This window comes from Micromonospora sp. CNZ303 (assembly GCF_004345505.1).
This window is the reverse complement of record NZ_SLVT01000001.1, coordinates 663,257-684,057: the sequence shown is the minus strand read 5'-3', so window position 1 is coordinate 684,057 and position 20,801 is coordinate 663,257. Positions and strand designations below refer to the sequence as shown.

Annotated in this window: 12 protein-coding genes and 1 pseudogene; 6 read left to right on the top strand and 7 right to left on the bottom strand. The window is 72.2% G+C overall.

Going from position 1 to position 20,801, the window contains the following annotated elements:
- Nucleotides 1-256 precede the first annotated feature (256 nt).
- From EV374_RS03230 to EV374_RS03220, 3 genes are all read left to right on the top strand, one after another.
- Complete coding sequence (locus EV374_RS03230) at nt 257-1,915, top strand: sodium:solute symporter family protein (protein ID WP_132231288.1); 1,659 nt, start codon at nt 257-259, stop codon at nt 1,913-1,915.
- Between the two features lie 16 nt (nt 1,916-1,931).
- Nucleotides 1,932-2,240 carry a hypothetical protein gene (locus EV374_RS03225; protein WP_132231286.1) on the top strand — a complete coding sequence of 103 codons (309 nt, stop codon included), beginning with the start codon at nt 1,932-1,934 and terminating at the stop codon, nt 2,238-2,240.
- A gap of 87 nt (nt 2,241-2,327) precedes the next feature.
- Nucleotides 2,328-2,693, top strand: coding sequence for a hypothetical protein (locus EV374_RS03220; protein ID WP_132231284.1), 366 nt, complete (start codon nt 2,328-2,330; stop codon nt 2,691-2,693).
- Nucleotides 2,694-2,804: 111 nt separating this feature from the next.
- Here the strand turns inward: EV374_RS03220 and EV374_RS03215 are convergent, their stop codons facing one another.
- Nucleotides 2,805-4,592 carry a glycoside hydrolase family 6 protein gene (locus tag EV374_RS03215; protein ID WP_132231282.1) on the bottom strand — a complete coding sequence of 596 codons (1,788 nt, stop codon included), beginning with the start codon at nt 4,590-4,592 and terminating at the stop codon, nt 2,805-2,807.
- Between the two features lie 566 nt (nt 4,593-5,158).
- On the opposite strand from EV374_RS03215, the gene EV374_RS03210 reads away from it, so the two are divergent.
- Nucleotides 5,159-6,229 carry a putative sodium/potassium/calcium exchanger gene (locus EV374_RS03210; protein ID WP_132231280.1) on the top strand — a complete coding sequence of 357 codons (1,071 nt, stop codon included), beginning with the start codon at nt 5,159-5,161 and terminating at the stop codon, nt 6,227-6,229.
- Nucleotide 6,230: 1 nt separating this feature from the next.
- Entirely contained in the window at nt 6,231-6,914 is a 684-nt protein-coding gene (locus EV374_RS03205) for a class F sortase (RefSeq protein WP_132231278.1), read from the top strand.
- A gap of 85 nt (nt 6,915-6,999) precedes the next feature.
- On the opposite strand, the gene EV374_RS03200 is transcribed toward EV374_RS03205, so the two are convergent.
- Nucleotides 7,000-12,078, bottom strand: a complete 5,079-nt coding sequence (locus tag EV374_RS03200; protein WP_132231276.1) for an NAD-glutamate dehydrogenase — start codon at nt 12,076-12,078, stop codon at nt 7,000-7,002.
- A 287-nt stretch (nt 12,079-12,365) separates the two neighbouring features.
- On the opposite strand from EV374_RS03200, the gene EV374_RS03195 reads away from it, so the two are divergent.
- Nucleotides 12,366-14,327 carry a penicillin-binding transpeptidase domain-containing protein gene (locus EV374_RS03195; protein WP_132231274.1) on the top strand — a complete coding sequence of 654 codons (1,962 nt, stop codon included), beginning with the start codon at nt 12,366-12,368 and terminating at the stop codon, nt 14,325-14,327.
- Nucleotides 14,328-15,181: 854 nt separating this feature from the next.
- On the opposite strand, the pseudogene EV374_RS03190 reads toward EV374_RS03195, so the two are convergent.
- The 5 genes and pseudogenes from EV374_RS03190 to meaB form a co-directional block, all read right to left on the bottom strand.
- Nucleotides 15,182-16,324, bottom strand: a pseudogene (locus EV374_RS03190) (arginase family protein); the annotation flags it as partial.
- Nucleotides 16,325-16,411: 87 nt separating this feature from the next.
- Complete coding sequence (locus EV374_RS03185; protein ID WP_132231270.1) at nt 16,412-17,329, bottom strand: tetratricopeptide repeat protein; 918 nt, start codon at nt 17,327-17,329, stop codon at nt 16,412-16,414.
- Nucleotides 17,330-17,566: 237 nt separating this feature from the next.
- Complete coding sequence (icmA, locus tag EV374_RS03180; protein ID WP_132231268.1) at nt 17,567-19,255, bottom strand: coenzyme B12-dependent isobutyryl-CoA mutase large subunit; 1,689 nt, start codon at nt 19,253-19,255, stop codon at nt 17,567-17,569.
- A 108-nt stretch (nt 19,256-19,363) separates the two neighbouring features.
- Entirely contained in the window at nt 19,364-19,777 is a 414-nt protein-coding gene (locus tag EV374_RS03175) for an Asp23/Gls24 family envelope stress response protein (RefSeq protein ID WP_132231266.1), read from the bottom strand.
- A 74-nt stretch (nt 19,778-19,851) separates the two neighbouring features.
- The gene (gene meaB / locus EV374_RS03170; protein ID WP_486485547.1) at nt 19,852-20,787 is read right to left on the bottom strand and encodes a methylmalonyl Co-A mutase-associated GTPase MeaB; all 936 of its coding nucleotides are present in this window, start codon (nt 20,785-20,787) and stop codon (nt 19,852-19,854) included.
- Nucleotides 20,788-20,801 lie beyond the last annotated feature (14 nt).

The window sequence follows — 20,801 nt, the reverse complement described above, 5'->3', positions numbered from 1 at the left end:
AAAACGCTCGGCTGGGACACCCCAGCCGAGCGCCTCGCTAAGCTCCTAGCCGTCACCGACTAGCCAACGCGTTGCAACGACCCCTTGAAACCGCCCCGGAGGCGTCAGGAAGGGGCCCTTCCTTACACCGTGGGCGGGGCGTGGAGGTGCGGTCGGGTTGTGGGGTTTCGCCGTCGCAGGCGTGAAAGTGCGCGTTCGGGGTAATTGCCCGCGCGCGCACTCATCGGGCACGGACGGTCGACGAAGGGTTACCGGGATGGACGGCGATGGCCTGCGGCTGAACATGAACGTCCTGGACTACGGCATCCTGGCGCTCTACTTCGTCACGGTGCTCGGTGTCGGCTTCGCCGCCCGGCGGGCCATCCGGACCAGCGTCGACTTCTTCCTCTCCGGCCGCTCGCTGCCCGCCTGGGTGACCGGCCTGGCCTTCGTCTCGGCAAACCTCGGGGCGCTGGAGATCATCGGCATGGCCGCCAACGGCGCCCAGTACGGCGCCATGACGCTGCACTACTACTGGATCGGCGCCGTGCCGGCGATGGTCTTCCTCGGCATCGTGATGATGCCGTTCTACTACGGCTCCAAGGTCCGCAGCGTGCCCGAGTACCTGCGGCTGCGCTTCAACCGCCCCACCCACCTGCTGAACGCGCTCAGCTTCGCCGTCGCCCAGGTGCTCATCGCCGGCGTGAACCTCTACGCCCTGGCACTGATCATGCAGGCGCTGCTCGGCTGGCCGCTCTGGGTCGCCATCGTGGTCGGCGCGCTGATCGTGCTGGCGTACATCACCGTGGGTGGGCTCTCCGGGGCGATCTACAACGAGGTGCTCCAGTTCTTCGTGATCATCGCGGGCCTGCTGCCGATCACGATCCTGGGACTGGTCAAGGTGGGCGGGGTGTCCGGCCTGATGGACGCGGTGCGCGAGTCCAAGCTGGGCGAGGCGGGGCTGCACACCTGGCAGGACACGGGCGGCACCGACAACCCGCTCGGCGCGCACTGGATCGGCATCGTCTTCGGGCTCGGCTTCGTGCTCTCCTTCGGCTACTGGACGACCAACTTCGCCGAGGTGCAGCGCGCGCTGTCGGCCAAGAACATGAGCGCCGCCCGGCGGACGCCGATCATCGCCGCGTACCCGAAGCTGCTCATCCCGGTGGTCACGGTCATCCCCGGCCTGGTCGCCCTGGTGACGGTGCAGGGGCTCGGCGCGGAGAGCGGCGACCTGGTCTACAACAACGCCATCCCGCTGCTGATGCGTGACCTGCTGCCCAACGGCGTGCTCGGGATCGCGGTGACCGGCCTGGTCGCGTCGTTCATGGCCGGCATGGCGGCGAACGTGAGCGGCTTCAACACCGTGTTCACCTACGACATCTGGCAGCAGTACGTGCGCCGGGACCGCCCCGACGACTACTACATCCGCATCGGCCGGTGGGCGACGGTCGGCGGCGTGCTGGTCGGCATCGGCACGGCGTTCATCGCCGCCGGGTTCAGCAACATCATGAACTACATCCAGGCGCTGTTCTCGCTGTTCAACGCGCCGCTGTTCGCCACCTTCATCATCGGCATGTTCTGGCGGCGGATGAGCGCGGCGGCCGGCTTCCTCTCCCTGCTGCTGGGCACCCTGGCGGCGCTGGCCACCTACCTGCTCTACAAGGCCGGGGTGGTGCACTTCAACTCCGACCTGGAGGAGAGCTTCTGGGGCGCCGGCATCGCGTTCGTCACGGCAGCCGTCGTCGCCGCTGTCGTCACCCCGTTCACCGCGAAGAAGCAGGACGAGGACCTGCGCGGGCTGGTCTACGGCATGGGCGCCGTCGACGTGCAGGGCGACGTGCTGACCGGGGACGCCGTCTGGTGGCGCTCCCCGGTGCTGCTCGGCCTGATCGCGGTGACGCTGTCCCTCCTCCTCTACGTGCCGTTCTTCTAGGAAGGGGCGCTCGGCCATGAGCATGGAAAACCTCAACCCGCACGGGCACGACCGGTCGGTCGAGGCCACCGAGGAGGCCCGCCGCCGGTCGGCCGCCGCCAGGCTGTTCGACATCCGCCGGGTGATCGGTGGCCTCTTCACCGCGTACGGGGCGATCGTCACCCTGATCGGCGTCTTCGACGGCGACTCCGCCGTGCAGAAGGCGCAGGGGATCCGGATCAACCTCTGGGCGGGTCTCGGCATGCTCGCCTTCGGCGTGCTGATGCTGCTCTGGCAGTGGCGCAATCCGGTCGAACCGCCGGAGACCTCCGACGAGGAGCGCTGAGCCGCCCCGCTGGCACCCGCATGGGCACCGCCCCGCCGGGTACGCGAGCAGGATCAGGAGACCACCTGGCGACAGGAGGGCAGCGACATGACGGATCGTGACCGTGACCGACCGCTGGAGGAGAGCCCGGAGGTGGCCGCGGCGGTCGAGGACGACACCGGCATCCCGCAGCTGAGGACCGGCGGCGGCACCGACCGCGACACTCCGTCGTTCACCGGGGACCGGTCGGGCGGCGACGAGCTGATCGGCGACCCGTACGCCGCCGGCACCGGCGCGACCGGCACCGGCACGGGCGCGGCCCCGGACGACATCCGCACCGGGGCGGAGCAGCCCTGGGAGCCGGAGGACCTGGTCGCGGCCCGGGGGCAGGACATCACGCCGGAGAACGTCGAGCGGGCCCGCCGGGACCTGGCCGAGCTGGGCCGCGCGGCGATCGAGAAGACGGTGCCCTGACCGGCGTACGCGAGGGGCCCCCGGCCCGACCGTCGGACGGTCGGACCGGGGGCCCGGGGAACCTGCCGCTGGAGCGCCTCACCTACTGCCAGCGGCGGGTGGGCTCCAGTCTCAGAGCGCCGGGTACGCGTTCTGCATGAGCTGCGTGAACTGCGCCGGGAACCAGGCGCCCGAGATCGGGGCGTCCGGCAGGGCGCCGCTCATGCTGTTGCCGTTGCGGGCGTTGCCGGTGTAGGTCGGGTCGCACATCCGGTCGAAGCCCTTGCCCTCGTTGTTCGGGATCTCCTTGCTGGAGCCGTCCGACTCGCCCGGGGGCTTCACCCAGACGTAGGCGTCGATGCCCGGCTCCGGCGCGGCCTTCGGGCGCTCGCCCAGGCCGGCCCCGGCCTGGTTGCACCAGTTGCCGGCGTGGATCCGACGGTCCACCCGACCGCCGTTGACGTACGTGTCCACGCTGGTCGTCGCGCCCGGGCCGGTGGGCCGGGCCGTCCCGCCCCAGCCGTTGCGGGACGTGTCGATCAGCATGCCGATCTTCGAGTCGAAGCCCTTGGCGACGAGCTCGTTGCGGAACGCCTGGGCGAACGAGAGCTCGTCCACGTAGAAGTTCCAGTCGATCCACTTCGACTGCCGCACGCTGGTGCCGTTGACGTTGTCGGTGATCTTGATGTACGGCTCACGCAGCGCCGAGTAGTTGGCGGTGTTGACGATGAAGCCGTGCACGTTGTTCACCGTGCTGCCGGAGGCGACGGCGGCGTCCTTCAGGATCTGCGCGGTCGGGCTGAAGTTGCTGTCCCAGCCGATCCAGCCGTGGTGGGCGGCGTCGATGTAGTTGTAGACGTTGCCGATCGCGCCCAGCTTCGACAGGGCGTACCCGACGCCGTTGACGTAGGCGCCGTTGGCCTTCACCGTGTCGCACATCGCGGTGCCACCGGGGTTGCCGGAGGTGTTGGTCACCAGGTTCGGCAGCGAGTCGATCTCGATGATGTTGACGATCCGCAGGCTGGCGTACTTCGGGTCGGCCTGGATCGCGGCGATCGGGTCGATGTACTCGGCCTTGTAGCGGGGCAGCTCGTGAGCCTGGAGCTCACCGTTGGAGGCCAGCGCGGCGCAGTCGCGACCGGGCAGGTTGTAGATGACGAACTGGATGTAGTTCGCCCCCTGCTCGAGCGCCTTGTTCAGGTGCTCGCGGACGCCCATCGCGCCGTTGGAGCTGCTGTCCGGGGTGCCGTTGATGGCGGCGATCCGGTCGATCCAGACGGCGGTCGGGTTGTTCGACACCCGGCTGCCGCCGGGCACGGACTCGGCCTTGGCCTTCCACTCCGGGTTCACGTACCCCTTGGCGTTCAGGTACGGGTTGTCCACCCGCTGCCCGGGGGGCGGCGTGGTGGGCGGCGGGGTGGTGGGCGGCGGGGTGGTCGGCGGCGGCGTCGTGGGGGGCGTCGTCGTCGGCGGGGTCGTGGTGGGCGGGGTGCCACCGTTGCAGGTCACGCCGTTGAGCGTGAACGACGTCGGCTTCGGGTTGCTGCCGCTCCAGGCGCCGTTGAAGCCGAGGCTCACCGTGGCGCCGCTGGCCACCGCCCCGTTGTAGGACTCGTTCTGCGCGGTGACGTTCCGGCCGCTCTGCGACCAGCGGGCCGACCAGCCCTGCTGTACCCGCTGGTTGCCGTCGGGGAAAGTGAAGCCCAGCGTCCAGCCGTTGAGGGCGTCGCCGGTGTTCTTGATGTTGACGGAGGCGGTGAACCCGCCCTGCCAGTCGCTTGTCGTGTACGACACGTCGCACTGGGTGGCGGCGTGCGCCACGGTGACCGGCAGGGTCACCAGTCCGCCCGCGACCAGAGCGCCCGCGCCACCGAGCGCGAGGGCCCGGCGGGGGCCGGACAGCCTTCTCCACACATTCATGCCACTGATCTCCTTGGGCGAGACCGGATCCGCGAACGGCCCGGCGATAAGGCCCGTTGGGCGTCCTGCGCGGACGTCCGCCGGTACCACGGGTTCTTCGGGGGTGCCCGACCCGGACGGGCGTTTGGTGGTGGTCCGACCGGCGACGATGGGCCGGCCGGGAGGCGGGAGGTCGTCCGGCGGACCGGTGCCCTCGACTCCTACCTGCGCGGTGTGGCTCCCCGAACCGCGTGCAGCGATTCTTGCATGGGAGCGCTTCCATGGCAATGCCTCGATGTGGCGCGAGGGTCCGAAGGGGGCCGCTGGTGCCCGCGGGGCGGACGGGGACCGGACGGGAAGGACCTCGCGACACGAGCCGTGCGACCGGCACTCACGGCGCCAGGAGGGCGGGAACCACCCGACCGGGTCCGACATGCCGCCAAAGCGGCGTAGCGCTCCTAGCGCGCTTACCTCGCTGAAATATCAAAACACGAATCTTTCCCTGCATAGGTCGTGAAACGGTCTAACGTCGTCCGTAGCTCGGTTGTCGCCGGGCTCAGGACAACAGGGATGGAGTGACGCAGGTCATGGCAAACAAGATGCTCGGGAAGGTCGTTGCTGGCGCGGCCCTCGGTGGCGCCTCCTTGCTCGTGTTCACGCCGGGGATCGCGTTCGCGGACGGCCACCAGGACGAGGGCAAGGTCTACGCCAAGCCGCACGTCGTCAAGGCGGGCGACACGGTCAAGCTGATCGAGGTCTGCCCGGACCGGCAGGAGCACGCCTTCGTGTGGTCGAAGGTCACCGGCAAGGTCAAGCTCAAGCCGGTCCAGGGCCGCACCGACTGGCGTGGCGGGGAGGAGGACTCCCGCGACCACGACAAGGGCAGGGAGCACGAGGACAAGGGCCGCGACCACGGCAAGGACGACCACGGCAAGGACGACAACGGCAAGGACGACCACGGCAGGGGCGAGAGCCCCAAGCCGCAGCCGACGGCCACCGACACCAGCCAGCCGCAGCCGCCGGCCAACGGTGGTCAGCCGCCGGCCAACGGTGGTCAGCCGCCCGCCGGCGGCCAGGGTGGCGGCGCCGCCGACGCCGCCGGTGACGACCGCGACTGGAAGGGCTACGAGCACGGCCAGGACGCCGAGGGCGACCGCGAGGGCCGCGACAAGGGCCACGACAAGGGCGACCGTGAGGGCCGCGACAAGGGCCACGAGGACAAGTACGGCTCGGGCAGCAACGGCTCGGACGAGTACGACCGCGAGGACCGCAAGGACCACGACGGGTACGGCTCGGACAGCAACGGCTCGGACGAGTACGACCGGAAGGGCCACCACGGCGGCTGGTCGGACGAGGAGTCCGAGGGCAACCGCCATGGCAAGGACGAGGGCCGCTGGGAGCACAAGCGGGACTTCATCTACTACGGCGAGGCCGAGGTCTCCGAGGACGCCAAGCCGGGCCGCTACGAGCTCAAGGGCTCCTGCGGCGAGGGCGAACTGGTCGTGCTGCCGCGCGGTGGGGTCGACGGTGGTGACGGTGGCGTCGGCGCCGGCACCGACCGGGGCCTGGCCGCCGGTGGGGCGAGCCTGATCGGCGCGGCGGCCCTGGGCGGCCTCGTGCTGATGCGCCGGCGTCGGACCGATGAGTCCTTCGTCTGACATGACGGCGACACCGGCCGGCGGCCGTCACGGGAAACCGTGGCGCGCCGCCGGTGCGGCCGTCGTCGTCGTGGTCGCCATGGTCGGCGCCGGTCTGATCGGCGCCTCGGTCAAGACCGCGCCCGCGCCCCGCCCCCCGCAGCCCCTGGCGGCGCCCGCCAGCACCGGGCCGGCGGACGCCGACGTGCCGAACCCCGACGCGGACCCGGACGTCGCCGGCACGGGCCTGGCACGCTCCGCCCCCACCACGATCGCCATCCCCCGGATCGGGGTCGACGCCTCGATCATGTCGCTCGGCACCAACCCGGACGGCACCGTCCAGGTACCCCCGCTGGAGCAGGCGCAGCTGGCCGGCTGGTACGAGCCGGGGCCGAGCCCGGGTGAGATCGGCAACGCGGTCATCGTCGGGCACGTCGACTCCGCGGCGATCGGGCCGGCGGTCTTCTTCTCCCTCGGTGCCCTGCAACCGGGCGACACCATCACCGTCACCCGGGAGGACGGGCAGCAGGCCACCTTCACCGTCGAGTCGGTCAAGGCGTACCCGAAGACGGAGTTCCCGACCGAGCAGGTCTACGGCCCCAGCGACCGGCCCGGCCTGCGCGTGGTGACCTGCGGCGGGACCTTCGACCAGGCCGCTGGCAGCTACCCCGACAACGTGGTCGTCTTCGCCTCCATGCCGGCGTGAGCCGGCAACCGCGCGGCAGCCTCCACCGGGGGACACGACGCGGCCCGGCCGGTCTCCCGACCGGCCGGGCCGCGTGTCGTACGCGTCAGGCGGCGGCGGAGGTCCGCACCAGGGTGCGGATCTGGCGCAGCAGCACCGACAGTGCGGCGAGATCCGCCCGGGACTCGTCGAACTCGCCCATCGCCCGCTCGGCGCGATGGATCGACGTGGCGTTCGACTGCTCCCACTGGAGCACCCGCTCCTGCGGCGACAGGGTGCCGGCGGTGGAGTCGAGCACCTCCGCGGTCAGCGCGGCCAGCGCGGCGTACAGGTCGTAGCGCAGCGCCATCCGGGCCAGCGTCTGCCAGCGGTCCTCACGTGGCAGCAGGGAGATCTTCGACAGCAGCGAGTCGACCCGGAACCGGTCGGAGAGCACGAAGTAGACCGGGGCCACCTCGCCCACGTCCCGCCCGCTGCTCGCCGCGGTCTCCACCACGTCGAGCAGGCCGAAGCTGTACATCAGCCGGGTCGCCTGCTCGGCCAGGTCACGCGGCAGTCCCCGCTCGGTGAGCGAGTCGATGTGCGCCGCGAGGGAGTCCCGCTCGCTGCCGTAGAAGCGCTCCTCCAGGTCGGGCAGGAGCTGGGCCACCCCGTCGCGCAGCCGGGCGATCTCCGCCGGCACGTCGATCGGCGAACGGCGGTTGGTCACCAGCCACCGCACCGCCCGGTCGAGCAGGCGCCGGGTGTCCAGGTAGACGCTGGTCTGCAACTCGGGGTCGATCCTGTTGTCCAGGGCCTCCACCGCGTCCCACAGCGCGCGCAGCCCGAACACCTCGCGGACCACCACGTACGCCCGGATCACGTCCGCCGCCGAGGCGGCCGTCTCCTCGACCACCCGGAAGACGAACGAGATGCCGCCCCGGTTGATCGCCTCGTTGACCAGCACCGTCGTCACGATGTCCCGGCGCAGCCGGTGCTGGCCCATCCGGTCGGCGAACCGCTCACGCATGGGCGTCGGGAAGTAGTTGACCAGGACCTCGGTCGTCCACTCCTCGTCCGCGAGCCCCTCCGCCAGGATCTCCGTCTCAAGGACGATCTTGACGTACGCGAGCAGCACCGCGAACTCCGGCGCGGTCAGCCCGGACTCGGTCCGCACCGCCATCTCGTCGTCCGGCGGCAGCGCCTCCAGGGACCGGTCCAGCGCCCCCGAGCGCTCCAGATCGGTGATCATCCGCCGGTGCACCGGCAGCAGCGAGGCGGCCTGCGCCTGCGCGTTGTTGATCGCCCGGGCCTGGTCGTAGTTGTCCCGCAGCACCAGCTCGGCGACCTCGTCGGTCATCGCGGCGAGCAGCTCGTCCCGCTCGGGGACCGTCAACGCGCCGTCGGCGACCGCCGTGTTCAGCAGGATCTTGATGTTCACCTCGTGGTCGGAGCAGTCCACCCCGGCCGCGTTGTCGATGAAGTCCGTGTAGATCCGGCCGCCGGTCTGCGCGTACTCGATGCGGCCGAGCTGGGTCCAGCCCAGGTTGCCGCCCTCGCCGGCCACCCGGCACCGCAGGTTCCTGCCGTCCACCCGGATCGCGTCGTTGGACTTGTCGCCCACCTCCGCGTTGGTCTGGCTGGAGGCCTTCACGTACGTGCCGATGCCGCCGTTCCAGAACAGGTCGACCGGCGCCGTCAGGATCGCCTTCATCAGCTCCTGCGGCGACATCTGCGTGACGTCGTCGCCCAGGCCCAGCACCGCGCGGACCTGCGGCGAGACCGGCACCGACTTGGCGGTACGCGGGTACACCCCGCCGCCGGCCGAGATCAGTCCCCGGTCGTAGTCCTCCCACGACGAGCGGGGCAGGTCGAACAGCCGCTTCCGCTCCGCGTACGAGGTGGCGGCGTCCGGGTCGGGGTCGAGGAAGATGTGCCGGTGGTCGAACGCGGCCACCAGCCGGATGTGCTCCGACAGCAGCATCCCGTTGCCGAACACGTCGCCGGACATGTCGCCGACACCGACCACGGTGAAGTCCTGGGTCTGGGTGTCGTGACCCATCTCGCGGAAGTGCCGCTTCACCGACTCCCAGGCGCCCCGGGCGGTGATGCCCATCTTCTTGTGGTCGTAGCCGGCCGAGCCGCCGGAGGCGAACGCGTCGCCGAGCCAGAACTGGTGCGCCGTGGAGATCTCGTTGGCGATGTCCGAGAACGTCGCCGTGCCCTTGTCCGCCGCGACCACCATGTACGGGTCGTCGCCGTCGTGCCGGACCACGTCCTCCGGCGGCACGATCTCGCCGCTGACGATGTTGTCCGTGACGTCCAGCAACGCCGAGATGAACTCCTTGTAGCAGACGACCGCCTCGTCGCGGTCCCCCGGCTTCTGCTTGAGCACGAAGCCGCCCTTGGCGCCCACCGGCACGATGACGGCGTTCTTCACCATCTGCGCCTTGACCAGGCCGAGCACCTCGGTGCGGAAGTCCTCCCGGCGGTCGGACCAGCGCAGCCCGCCCCGGGCCACCGGCCCGAACCGCAGGTGCACGCCCTCGAAGCGCGGCGAGTAGACGAAGATCTCGAACTTCGGCCGCGGCGCCGGCAGGTCCGGAATCGCCTGCGGGTCCAGCTTGAGCGCCACGTACGACTTCGGCCGCCCGTCGGTGCGCTTCTGGTAGAAGCTGGTGCGCAGGGTGGCCTGGATCATCGTCAGGTAGGCGCGCAGGATCCGGTCCTGGTCGAGGCTGGCGACGTCGTCCAGCGCGGCCCGGATGTCGCCCACCAGCTCGACGCTGCGCTGCTGCCGCTGCTCGTGGCCGTCCCCGCCGGGCGCGAACCGCACCTCGAACAACTCCACCAGCAGGGCGGCGATCCTCGGGTACGCGATGAAGGTCTGCTCCATGTATTCCTGGGAGAAGACCGTGCCGGCCTGGCGCAGGTACTTCGCGTACGCGCGCAGCACCACGACCTGCCGCCAGGTGAGGCCGGCGCGCAGCACCAGCTCGTTGAAGCCGTCCACCTCGGCCTCGCCCCGCCACGCCGCCGCGAAGGCGTTCTCCACGTGCGGGCGCACCTCGGACAGCTCCTGGTGGACCTCCGGCAGCCGCAGCCCGAAGTCGTAGAGGTAGACCCGACCGTCGATCCGGTCCACCTCGTGCGGGTGCTCGTCGACCACCTTGACGCCGAGCGAGTGCAGCACCGGCAGCACGGCGGAGAGCATCATCGGCTCGCCGTAGCGGTAGACCTTGAAGCGGACGTCCATCGCCTCGTCGACGTCCGGCCCCCGCCCGCCGGCCCGCGGCGCGAGCTGCTTGCGGAAGAGGTGCATCTCCAGCTGGCCGGGCTCCTCCAGCAGCTCCAGCTTCGCCAGGTCCTTCATGGCCTCGTACGGCGTGTGGCCGTCCTTGTAACCCTCCGGGAAGGCGTCGGCGTAGCGGGTGAACAGGTGCTTGGCCTGCTCGTCGCCGAGCTTGCGCTCCAGCACCAGCCGGTAGTCGTCGTCCCAGAGCCGGGTCGCGTCGGCCAGCTCCTCGGCGAGCAGGTCGGCGTCGATGTCGCCCGGGGTCCGGCTCGGGTCGGTCCGGACGATGAAGTGCACCCGGGCGAGCATCGACTCGGTGACGCGGGTCGTGTAGTCGACCCCGACGCCGTTCAGCTCGCGCAGCAGGATGTCCTGCATCCGCAGGCGGTTCTGGGTGGTAAACCGGTCCCGGGGCAGGTAGATCAGGCAGGAGATGAACCGCCCGTACGCGTCCCGGCGCAGGAACACCCGCAGCTGCCGGCGGCCGGCCATCCGCAGTACCCCGATGACCGCGTGGTAGAGGTCCTCGGTCTTGATCTGGAACAGCTCGTCGCGCGGGTAGGTCTCCAGGATCTGGAGCAGGTCCTTGCCGGAGTGGCTGCGCTGGCTCAGGCCGGAGCGGTCCAGCACCTCGGCCACCTTGCGGCGGACCACCGGCAGCTCCTGCACGCTGGTCCGGTACGCGGCCGTCGAGAACAGCCCCAGGAAGCGCCGCTCGCCGATCACCTCGCCGGCCTCGTTGAAGATCTTGAAGCCGATGTAGTCGAGGTAGGCGGAGCGGTGCACGGTGGCCCGCGAGTTCGCCTTGGTGATGATCAGCAGCCGCTTCTCGGTGACCTTGTCGTGCGCCTCGGGCGTCATCGACGACAGCGGCCGCGCCTCCGGGGAGTCCTGGCGCAGGATGCCCAGCCCGGTGCCGAGCACCGCCTCCAGTGCCTGGCCGCTGCCCCGTTCCCCGTCTGCGGCACCCGACTCGCCGGTGTCGACCAGCCGGTACTCCCGGTAGCCCAGGAACGTGAAGTGGTCGTGGGCGAGCCAGCGGAGCAGCTCCACCGAGTCCGTGATGTCCTTCTCCGGCACCGGCGGCCGGTTGTCCGACGTCCGCGCGGCGGCCAGCTCGTCGGCGAGGGCGAGGGCGCGCTGGCGCATCTTCGGCCAGTCCTCCACCGCCTCCCGCACGTCGGTGAGCACCCGCTGGAGCTCCCGGCGCAGCCGGTCCCGCTCGGCGGCGTCGCGTACCGGGTCGATCTCGATGTGCATCCAGCTCTCGACCAGGTCGCCGGCGATGGCGTCGTCGGGCTCGACGTCGGCGGAGACCTCGACCAGCCGGCCCAGCGGCTCGCGCCGGACCACCACCAGCGGGTGGACCAGCAGGTGCACGTCCAGGTGGTGCGAGTTGAGCAGGGCGGTCACCGAGTCGACCAGGAACGGCATGTCGTCGGTGACGATCTCGATGACGGAGTGGTGCTGCTCGGCGTCGGGCTCGTGGATGCGCAGCTTCAACTCGCCCGGTACGCGCTGCTCGGCGAGGTCGCGGTGCGCGCGGGCCGCCTCCAGCATCTCCTCGGCGGTGAAGCCGATCAGCTCCTCGTCCGGCGCGAACCGCCAGAAGCGGCTGACCAGGGTCGCCGCGTCGTGGTCGTCGCCGGCGAGCGCGACCGCCTGGGCGACCAGGCGCTCCACGTTGGGAACAGGCTCGTCGAGCTCGTTGTCCTCCACGTCGTCGGCCAGCGCGTCGACGGGCAGGCCCAGATCGTGGAGGGTGTCGATACTCGAACCGGTCATCCCGGTCACTCCTGTGTCGAGCCGGCCGAAGCCGTCCCCGTCGGTCGCCGAATCGAAGCTGTCGTCCCGGCCGGTGTCATCCTGCCGGAGGTCGGGTCCCGGTTTGATCGCCGGACGCCGGTCCATCGGTGCCACTCCCCTCGACCCACCGCATTGTGGGTCACTCTGCCGCCCAGCCTAGGCCCTGCCGTTCCGCCCCTTGCTCGGCGGACCACAGTGCGGACGTCCGGTTCCGGACTTCGTCCTTTCACCCGTTGCGGGTACGAGGTTGGCCGGTTCGGGAGTACCCCGCCACCAGTCGTTCATCACCCGGGCAGCGGCTCTCTTTCCGCACGTCCCGGTGCGGGGGGACGGTGCGGACGGCGCCGCCGTACTAGCGTGCAGGGCAGTTCCGAGATCGGAGATCCGCTTCCATGCGCCTGTCGTACCCCCGCCGACCCCGCCGCAACCGGCTCCGCCCGCCGCTGGCGCTGCTCGCCGCGACCGCGCTCGCAGCCGGTGCCCTCACCGCGTGCTCGGGCGGTGACGGACCGGAGCGCAGCGTCGACGCGTTCCTGGCCGGCTGGCGCTCGGGCGACCTCCAGGCCGTCGGCTTCATCGACCCGACCGGCACCAAGGTGCCGGCGGCCGACGTCGCCCGCGAGCTCAAGGAGCTCTCCGGCGAGCTGGCGGCCACGCCGCCGACGCTGACCCGCCGGGGCGAGGCGAAGGTGACCAAGGACGTCGCGGCCGCGGTGGTCAAGGTCGACTGGGCCCTCCCGGGCGGGACCCGTTGGGCGTACGAGCGCCCGGTGCGGCTCACCCGCGGCGGCGACGAGTGGCGGGTCATCTGGGAGCCGCAGGTGGTGCAGGAGCAGCTCACCCGGGGCGACCGGCTCGGGCTACGTCGCGACACCGCCTCCCGGGCCGCGGTGCTCGACGCCGCCGGCCAGCCGATCGTGGCGCCCCGGCCCGTGGTGCGGGTCGGGCTCCAACCGGGCGAGGTCACGGACCTTGCGGGCCTGACCCGGAGGCTGGACGCGGCCTTCCGGGCGATCCGACCCGCGATCACCCCGCCGGTGGACCTATCCGGGCTGCGCAAGCGGCTCGACGACGCGGATCCGGGCGCGTTCGTCGAGGTGGTGACCCTGCGCGAGGAGGCGTACCGGCAGATCAAACCACGCATCTACGACCTGCCGGGCACCAAGTTCCGCAGCGACAAGCTCGACCTGGCCCCCACCCGCGAGTTCGCCCGGGCGGTGCTCGGCTCCGTCGACCCGGCCCAGGCCGACGACCTCGCCCAGCACCCCGACCGCTACCAGGCCGGCGACCTGGTCGGCCACGGGGGCCTCCAGGGCCACCACGACGAGCGGCTACGCGGCGCGCCGGGGCTGACCGTGATCACCGAGCGCCCCGGCCCGGACGGCACGCTGGTGCCCACCGGCACCGAGGTGTTCCGCAGCGAGCCGAAGCCGGGGCAGCCGGTCAAGACCACGCTCGACGTGGCCACGCAGAACGCGGCCGACACCGCCCTGCGCGGCGAGAAGCGCCGGGCGGCGCTGGTGGCGGTGCGGATCAGCGACGGCGCGGTGCTCGCCGCGGCCAACGGTCCCGGCGCGGCCGGGGAGAACCTGGCCTTCACCGCCCAGGTCCCGCCGGGCTCCACCTTCAAGATGGTCAGCGCGCTCGGCCTGCTCGACCGGGGCGCGGTCACGCCGGACGCGACGGTGGACTGCCCGAAGACGTTCACCGTCGACGGCAGGCCGTTCAAGAACTCCGACAACTTCGTGCTGGGGCCGGTGCCCTTCCGCACCGACTTCGCCAAGTCCTGCAACACCGCGTTCGCCGCGCTGGCGCCGAAGCTCGGCCCCGACGGACTGGCCGTGACCGGCCGTTCCCTCGGGCTGGAGGGGCAGTGGGACGTCGGCCTCGACGGCTTCACCGGCAAGGTCTCGGCGAACGGCGGAGCGACCGAGCAGGCCGCCGCCGCCATCGGCCAGGGCACCACGCTGGTCAGCCCGCTGGCCATGGCGTCGGCCACCGCGGCGGTCGCCCGAGGCCGCTTCGAGCAGCCGAAGCTGGTCCTCGACCCTGCCCCGGCCCAGCCCGCCGCCCCCGGCCCGCAGCTCAAGCCGGAGTCGGTCGAGGGAGTTCGGGCGATGATGCGGGAGGTGGTCACGGCCGGCACCGGCAGCGCGCTGCGGGACGTGCCGGGCGCGCCGGTGCACGGCAAGACGGGCACCGCCGAGTACGACGACAACCCCGCGCACACGCACGCCTGGTTCGTCGGCTGGCAGGGTGACGTCGCGTTCGCGGTCTTCGTCGAGAAGGGCGGAGCCAGCACCGCCACCGCCGTCCCCGCCGCCGAACGCTTCCTCCGCGCCCTTTCCCGCTGACCAGCCCCACCGGCGCCGCCTGCACCCTCCACCCCGGCACCCGCCGCGCACTCGGCACCCTTCGCGCACCCGGAACCGCCCGCAACCGGAACCGGCGGTGTCGGGCACCCGTCGGCACCACCGCTTCGCAGTTCACGCGGTCACGTCCTGGTCGGCGTCGTCCGTCACGCAGGTGGGGCTCCCGTTGCGGCGACCGGCCCTTTGCGCGGCCGGCTGGGACGCCGAGGGCAGCCACAACTACACGTCGCCGTTGCCGTCGCCGATGCCTGCCGCCACGAAGCGAGCATGGATGATCTGGACGTCATGGACGTCAAAGCCGCGACGTTCCACCCGTCATCTCGGGCGCCACCAGCCTCCGCGACCGGACTCGGCAGGCGCACCGGTCCCAGCCGCCCCACCGTTACGGGGCCGGGCAGGTGGGCGCACAGATGGGGCAGCTCGACAGGGGGTCAGGCGATACCGGCGGCGGATGGCGAGGTGCCATCCTCGGGCGCGGGCAGCGGGTCGCCCGGGTCGAGGTCCGCGAGCGGTGCCCGGCGCAGCAGGCCCGGGCCTGCGGAGGCGGGCGGGCCGACGGGTTCCGGCTCGGCGGGACCGTCGGAGGCGGCAACCGGGGCCACCGGCCCGAGCGGCCGGAGCGGGGCTGGCGGACCGTCCTCGGCACCCTCCTCGGCGCCGCCCGGGTGCCGGTCGTCGCCGTCGCTGCGTGGTATGGGGGCGGAAACGAGCGCCGGGGCGGAGGCCGGCGGAGGCATGGTCGGCACCTCGGGACGACCGTTGCTCCGCCGCGCGGAGGGCACGACCGAGCTTGCAGACGCCGACGACACCGCAGACAGCCCAGCAGGCACCGCAGACGGTCCGGACGACACCGCAGACAGCCCGGACGACACGGTGGACGGCCCGGGCGAAACGGCAGCGGTAGACGGCACGCCGGGGGCGGCAGACGGCGACGGCACGCGCGGCGCGACGGACGCGGAGGGCGTGGTGGGGGCGGAGGGCCTGGTGGGGGCGGCAGAGCGTGACGGCGCGGACGGGGCGGCGGACGCCGACGGGCCCGGCAGCAGTCGGGGCGGCGATGCCGTCGGCGCCGAGACCGGGCGCAGCCCGGCCACCACGGTATTGACGATCTCGGCCGCGTACGCGCCGTCCGGGTCGTAGTCAGGGTCGAAGACGGTCAGCTCGACGCCGAGGCAGTGCGGGGTGTCGACGAGACCGGCAAGCAGGATCTCCAGCTCGGCGAAGGCGATCCCGCCCGGGTCGGGGGCGTCGACCGCCGGCATCACGGCCGGGTCCAGCACGTCCACGTCGATGTGCACCCAGTAGCCGGCGCAGTCGGCGAGCTGCTCGTGCGCCCACTGTGCGGTACGCGCGGCGCCCTCGGCGCGCAGCGCCGGCACCGGCCGGGTGGTGATCCCGGCGGCCTGGAGGTCCAGGCGGTACTCGTCCTGCGCCCGGATGCCGAGCACCACCACGTCGATGTCCCGGAAGTACGGCCGGCGTCCCTCGATGGCGGCCAGGTCGGCCTGTCCCCGCCCGGTGACCAGCGCGAGGTCCTCGCCGGCCGCCGCGCCCACGTAGGAGGCGTTGCCGGGGTGCCGGAAGTCGGAGTGGCCGTCGACGAAGACCAGCCCGATGCGCCCGCCGACCGCCTCGCCGAGCCGGTGCATGGCCAGTGCCGAACCGAGCAGGATGGAGCAGTCGCCGCCGAGCACCAGCGGGAACTCGCTGCGGTCGATGATGGCGCCGATCCGCTCCGCGAGCGCCACCGAGTAGTCGGCGATCTCGCGGGCGTGGCAGACCCCGTCACCCGGTCGCCAGTCGCCGGGGTCGTAGCGGGGCGCGGTGAGGCAGCCCGCGTCGCGGGCCCGTAGCCGCGCGAGCAGCCCCTGGTCGCGCAGCGCGCCCGGGGCCTTGCCGCAGCCGGGGACCGAGGTGGACGTGGGTGGGCGCAGGCCGAGGTTGCTGGGCGCGTCGAGGACGGCGATCCGGCGCATCATGGGCTCCCGTCCTCGAGGTGTCGGGCGGGCCGGCCGGAACGCCGGCCCGCGCTGGCGTGCTACGTACTCACAAGCAGGGCGTGGTGCTCAGAACAGGGCGCTGGCCAGGGCCCGGCGCGCCGCGGCGACCGCAGGATCCTCCGGCCCGGCGACCGTGAAGAGGCTGACCAGGTGCTGGCGTACCCTCTCCCGCTCCTCACCGGCGGTGCGGCGGACCAGGCCCACCAGGCGGGCGTACGCCGCCTCGGCCTGACCGCTGAGCACCTCGATGTCGGCGGCCAGGAGCTGGGCCTCGACGTCGTCAGGGTTCGCCTGGGCGGCGGCGACCGCCGCGCCCGGGTCGGCCCCGGCCACCCGGCGGGCGAGCCCGACCTGGGCGAGGCCCGCCTCCGCCGCGGCGTCCGCGGGCGACTCCGCGAGGATCTTGCGGTACGCCTGCTCGGCCGCGTCGAGGTCGCCGCTCATCAGTGCGTCGTCGGCCTCGTCGAGGCGCGGGTCCTCCGGCTCGGCGACGCTCACGCCACCGGCCTTGAGCACCGCCTGGATCCACTGCCGCAGCTGCGCCTCGGGCACCACGCCGGAGAAGGCGTCGATCGGCTGGCCGCCGACCACCGCGTAGACCATCGGGATGCCCTGCACCCGGAACATCTGGGCGATCCGGGGGTTGGCGTCCACGTCGACCTTGGCGAGCACCCAGGCGCCGCCGCCCTCGGCGGCCAGCCGCTCCAGCACGGGGCTCAGCTGCTTGCACGGCTCGCACCACTCGGCCCAGAAGTCCACGATCACCGGTGTGGTGAGCGAGCGCTCGAGAACCTCGGACTGGAATGTCGCCTCGCTCACGTCGATGACGGCGACGCCGCCACCGGCGGCGCCGGGGAAATCGGCGGAGGGGGCGGACTGTGCCGGGGTGGCGGGGCGGGCAGGGGCCGGTGCGGGGGTGCGCAGCGCGCTGAGGTCGACCGCGCCGCGGGTGAAGATCGACGAGGTGATCCGTGGGTCGCTCATGGTTACCTAGTCTCGCACGCGACCCACGGAACTCAGATCAACCGCGACGGCGACAGTTGCGACTGTCACGGCTGCTCCCGCCCTTCCCCACCCCGTCCCCGCACCCCTCCCGACCTCCCGCCCGGCATGGCGCGATCCCGCACCTCCGGTCCTCGGTACGAGGGCTGTGCGGCGGCTGCCGGGACACGGGGTGCGGGATCGCGGTGGAGCGGGTTCGCGGGGTCGAGGGGGACGGGGTCAGAAGCGGGCGGGTTCGCGGTAGACGCCCCACTCGGCGCGCAGGGCGTCGCAGATCTCGCCGAGGGTGGCCTCCGCGCGGACAGCGTCCAGCATGGCCGGGATCATGTTGCCGTCGGTCCGGCCGACGGCGACCATCCGCTCGATGGCGGCCTTGACGACGGCCTCGTCGCGGCCGGCCTTCCGCTCGGCCAGCACCCGGCGCTGCTCCAGCTCCACCTCGTGCGAGATGCGCAGGATCTCCAGGTCCTTGGCGACCGTGCCGGTGTGGCAGTTGACCCCGACGATCCGCTTGTCGCCCTTCTCCAGCGCCTGCTGGTAGACGAAGGCGGACTCGGCGATGTGGCCGGTGAACCAGCCGTCCTCGATGCCGCGCAGGATGCCGGAGGTCATCGGGCCGATGCGGTGCGGACCCTCCCCGCCGAGCTGCCGGATCCGGGCGAAGATCTCCTCCGCCTCGGCCTCGATCTTGTCGGTGAGCGCCTCGACGTACCAGGACCCACCCAGCGGGTCCGCCACGTTGGTCACCCCGGTCTCCTCCATCAGCACCTGCTGGGTACGCAGGGCGATCTCGGCGGACTCGTCGGTGGGCAGCGCCAGGGTCTCGTCCAGGGCGTTGGTGTGCAGCGAGTTGGTGCCGCCGAGCACCGCCGCGAGCGCCTCCACGGCGGTACGCACCACGTTGTTGACCGGCTGCTGGGCGGTCAGCGACACCCCGGCGGTCTGCGTGTGGAACCGCAGCCAGAGCGCCTTCTCACTAGTCGCGCCGTAGACGTCGCGCAGCCAGCGGGCCCAGATGCGACGGGCGGCCCGGAACTTGGCGATCTCCTCGAAGAAGTCGACGTGCGAGTCGAAGAAGAAGCTCAGGCCGGGCGCGAAGACGTTGACGTCGAGCCCTCGGGAGAGCCCCAGCTCGACGTAGCCGAACCCGTCGGCGAGGGTGTACGCCAACTCCTGCGCGGCGGTCGAGCCGGCCTCGCGGATGTGGTAGCCGGAGACCGAGAGCGGCTTGTAGCGCGGGATCTCCCGGGCGCAGTACTCCATCAGGTCGCCGATCAGGCGCAGGTGCGGCTCCGGGTCGAAGAGCCACTCCTTCTGCGCGATGTACTCCTTGAAGATGTCCGTCTGCAACGTGCCGTCCAGCGTGGACAGGTCGGCGCCCTGCCGCTCGGCGGCCACCAGGTACATGCAGAACACCGGCACCGCCGGCCCGGAGATGGTCATCGACGTGGTGACCCCGGCCAGGTCGATGCCGTCGAAGAGGGCCTCCATGTCGGCGGCCGTGTCGATGGCGACGCCGCAGTGGCCCACCTCGCCGAGCGCCTGCGGGTCGTCGGAGTCCCGGCCCATCAGCGTGGGCATGTCGAAGGCGACGGAGAGACCGCCGCCGCCGGCGCCCAGGATCATCTTGTAGCGCTCGTTGGTCTGCTGGGCGTTGCCGAACCCGGCGAACTGCCGGATCGTCCAGGTCCGCCCGCGGTAGCCGGTCGGGTAGAGGCCCCGGGTGTACGGGTACTCGCCCGGCCAGCCGATGCGCTCGAAGCCCGGGTAGGCCACGCCCTCCGGCGGCCCGTAGACCGGGTCGACGGGCATCCCGGAGAGCGTGGTGAAGTCGGCGTCCCGCTTGCGCGCGGCGTCGTAGCGGGCCTGCCAGCGCGCCCGTCCGGCGGCGATCTCGTCGGCGTTCATCGGCGGGGCTCCTCCTCGAGTCCTCGACTGCACTGCGAGTGTAGAGCCCAGACCTGAACGATCGCTAAGTAAGTTCGTACCGGCAGGTAACCTGAGCCGCCGGACGCGTCACGCGACGGGCGCGGCGGGACCGCCCAGGGCCACGTCGTCGACCCTGATGTTGACCTCGTCGACCCGCAGCCCGTACGCCTCGACCGCCTCGGCGACCTGCGCCCGGACCTCGGCGGTCACCTGCGGCACCGCGCGGCCGGCCTCGATCACGATGACCAGGTTGACCACCGCCGCGCCGTTCGTGACGTGGGCCGAGCAGCCGCGCCGGGCGTCGCCAACCTGGTCGAGCCCGACCTTGTCGAGCACCGCGTTGAAGAACCGGGCCACGTCCCCGCCCAGCTCGACCACCCCGGGCACGGACCGCGCGGCGGCCACCGCGATCTTCTCCACCACCTCGTCGGAGACGAGCGTCGTCCCGCCCGGCACCGCGTCCGGCGTCACCGACAGCTCCTGCGTCGCCTCGTCGCCCATCGTCTCCCCACTCCGCCGCGCACCGCCCCACGCCGACCGTGGAGCGGTGCGAGCGTACTAGCTCGACGGGCCCCTCAGGAGCCGAGTTGGGAGAGCAGTTCGTCGGCCGCCGCGTACGGGTCGAGGACACCCTCGGCCACCTTCGCGGCGAGCGCCGGCAGCTCCGTACCGTCGCGCAGGGAACCGATCCGGGCGCGGAGCACGCCCAGCGCGATCGCCTCGACCTCGGCGGCGGCCCGCGCCTCCTGGCGGCGACGCAGCTCGCCGTGCTCGACCAGCCAGGCACGGTGCTTGTCGATGGCGGCGGCGATGTCGTCGATCCCCTCGCCCCGGGAGGCGATCGCCCGCACCACCTGCGGCCGCCAGTCGCCCGGGCCGCGCTCGCCCAGGGCGATCATGCCCTGGATGTCGCGGTAGGTGGCGTCGGCGCCGTCCCGGTCGGCCTTATTGACCACGAAGACGTCGGCGATCTCCAGGATGCCGGCCTTGACCGCCTGGATCGCGTCGCCCATGCCCGGGGCGAGCAGCACCAGCGTGGTGTCGGCCAGCGAGGCGACCTCCACCTCGGCCTGCCCGACGCCCACGGTCTCCACCAGCACGACGTCGCAGCCGGCGCCCTCCAGCACCCGCACCGCCTGCGGCGTGGCTGCCGACAGCCCGCCCAGGTGGCCCCGGCTCGACATCGACCGGATGTAGACGCCCGGGTCGGTGGCGTGGTCCTGCATCCGGACCCGGTCGCCGAGGATCGCCCCGCCCGTGAACGGGCTGGACGGGTCGATGGCCAGCACGCCCACCCGGTGGCCGCGGGCGCGCAGCGCCCGGACCAGCTCGTTGGTGGTGGTCGACTTGCCCACCCCGGGCGAGCCGGTCAGCCCGACCACCTGGGCCTGGCCGGCGTACGGCGCGAGGGCCGCCGCGATCCGCGGCAGCGTCTCGTCGCCCGACTCGACCAGGGTGATCAGCCGGGCCACCGCTCGCGGATCGCCCGCGCGGGCCCGCTCGACCAGCATCGGCACGTCCCGGC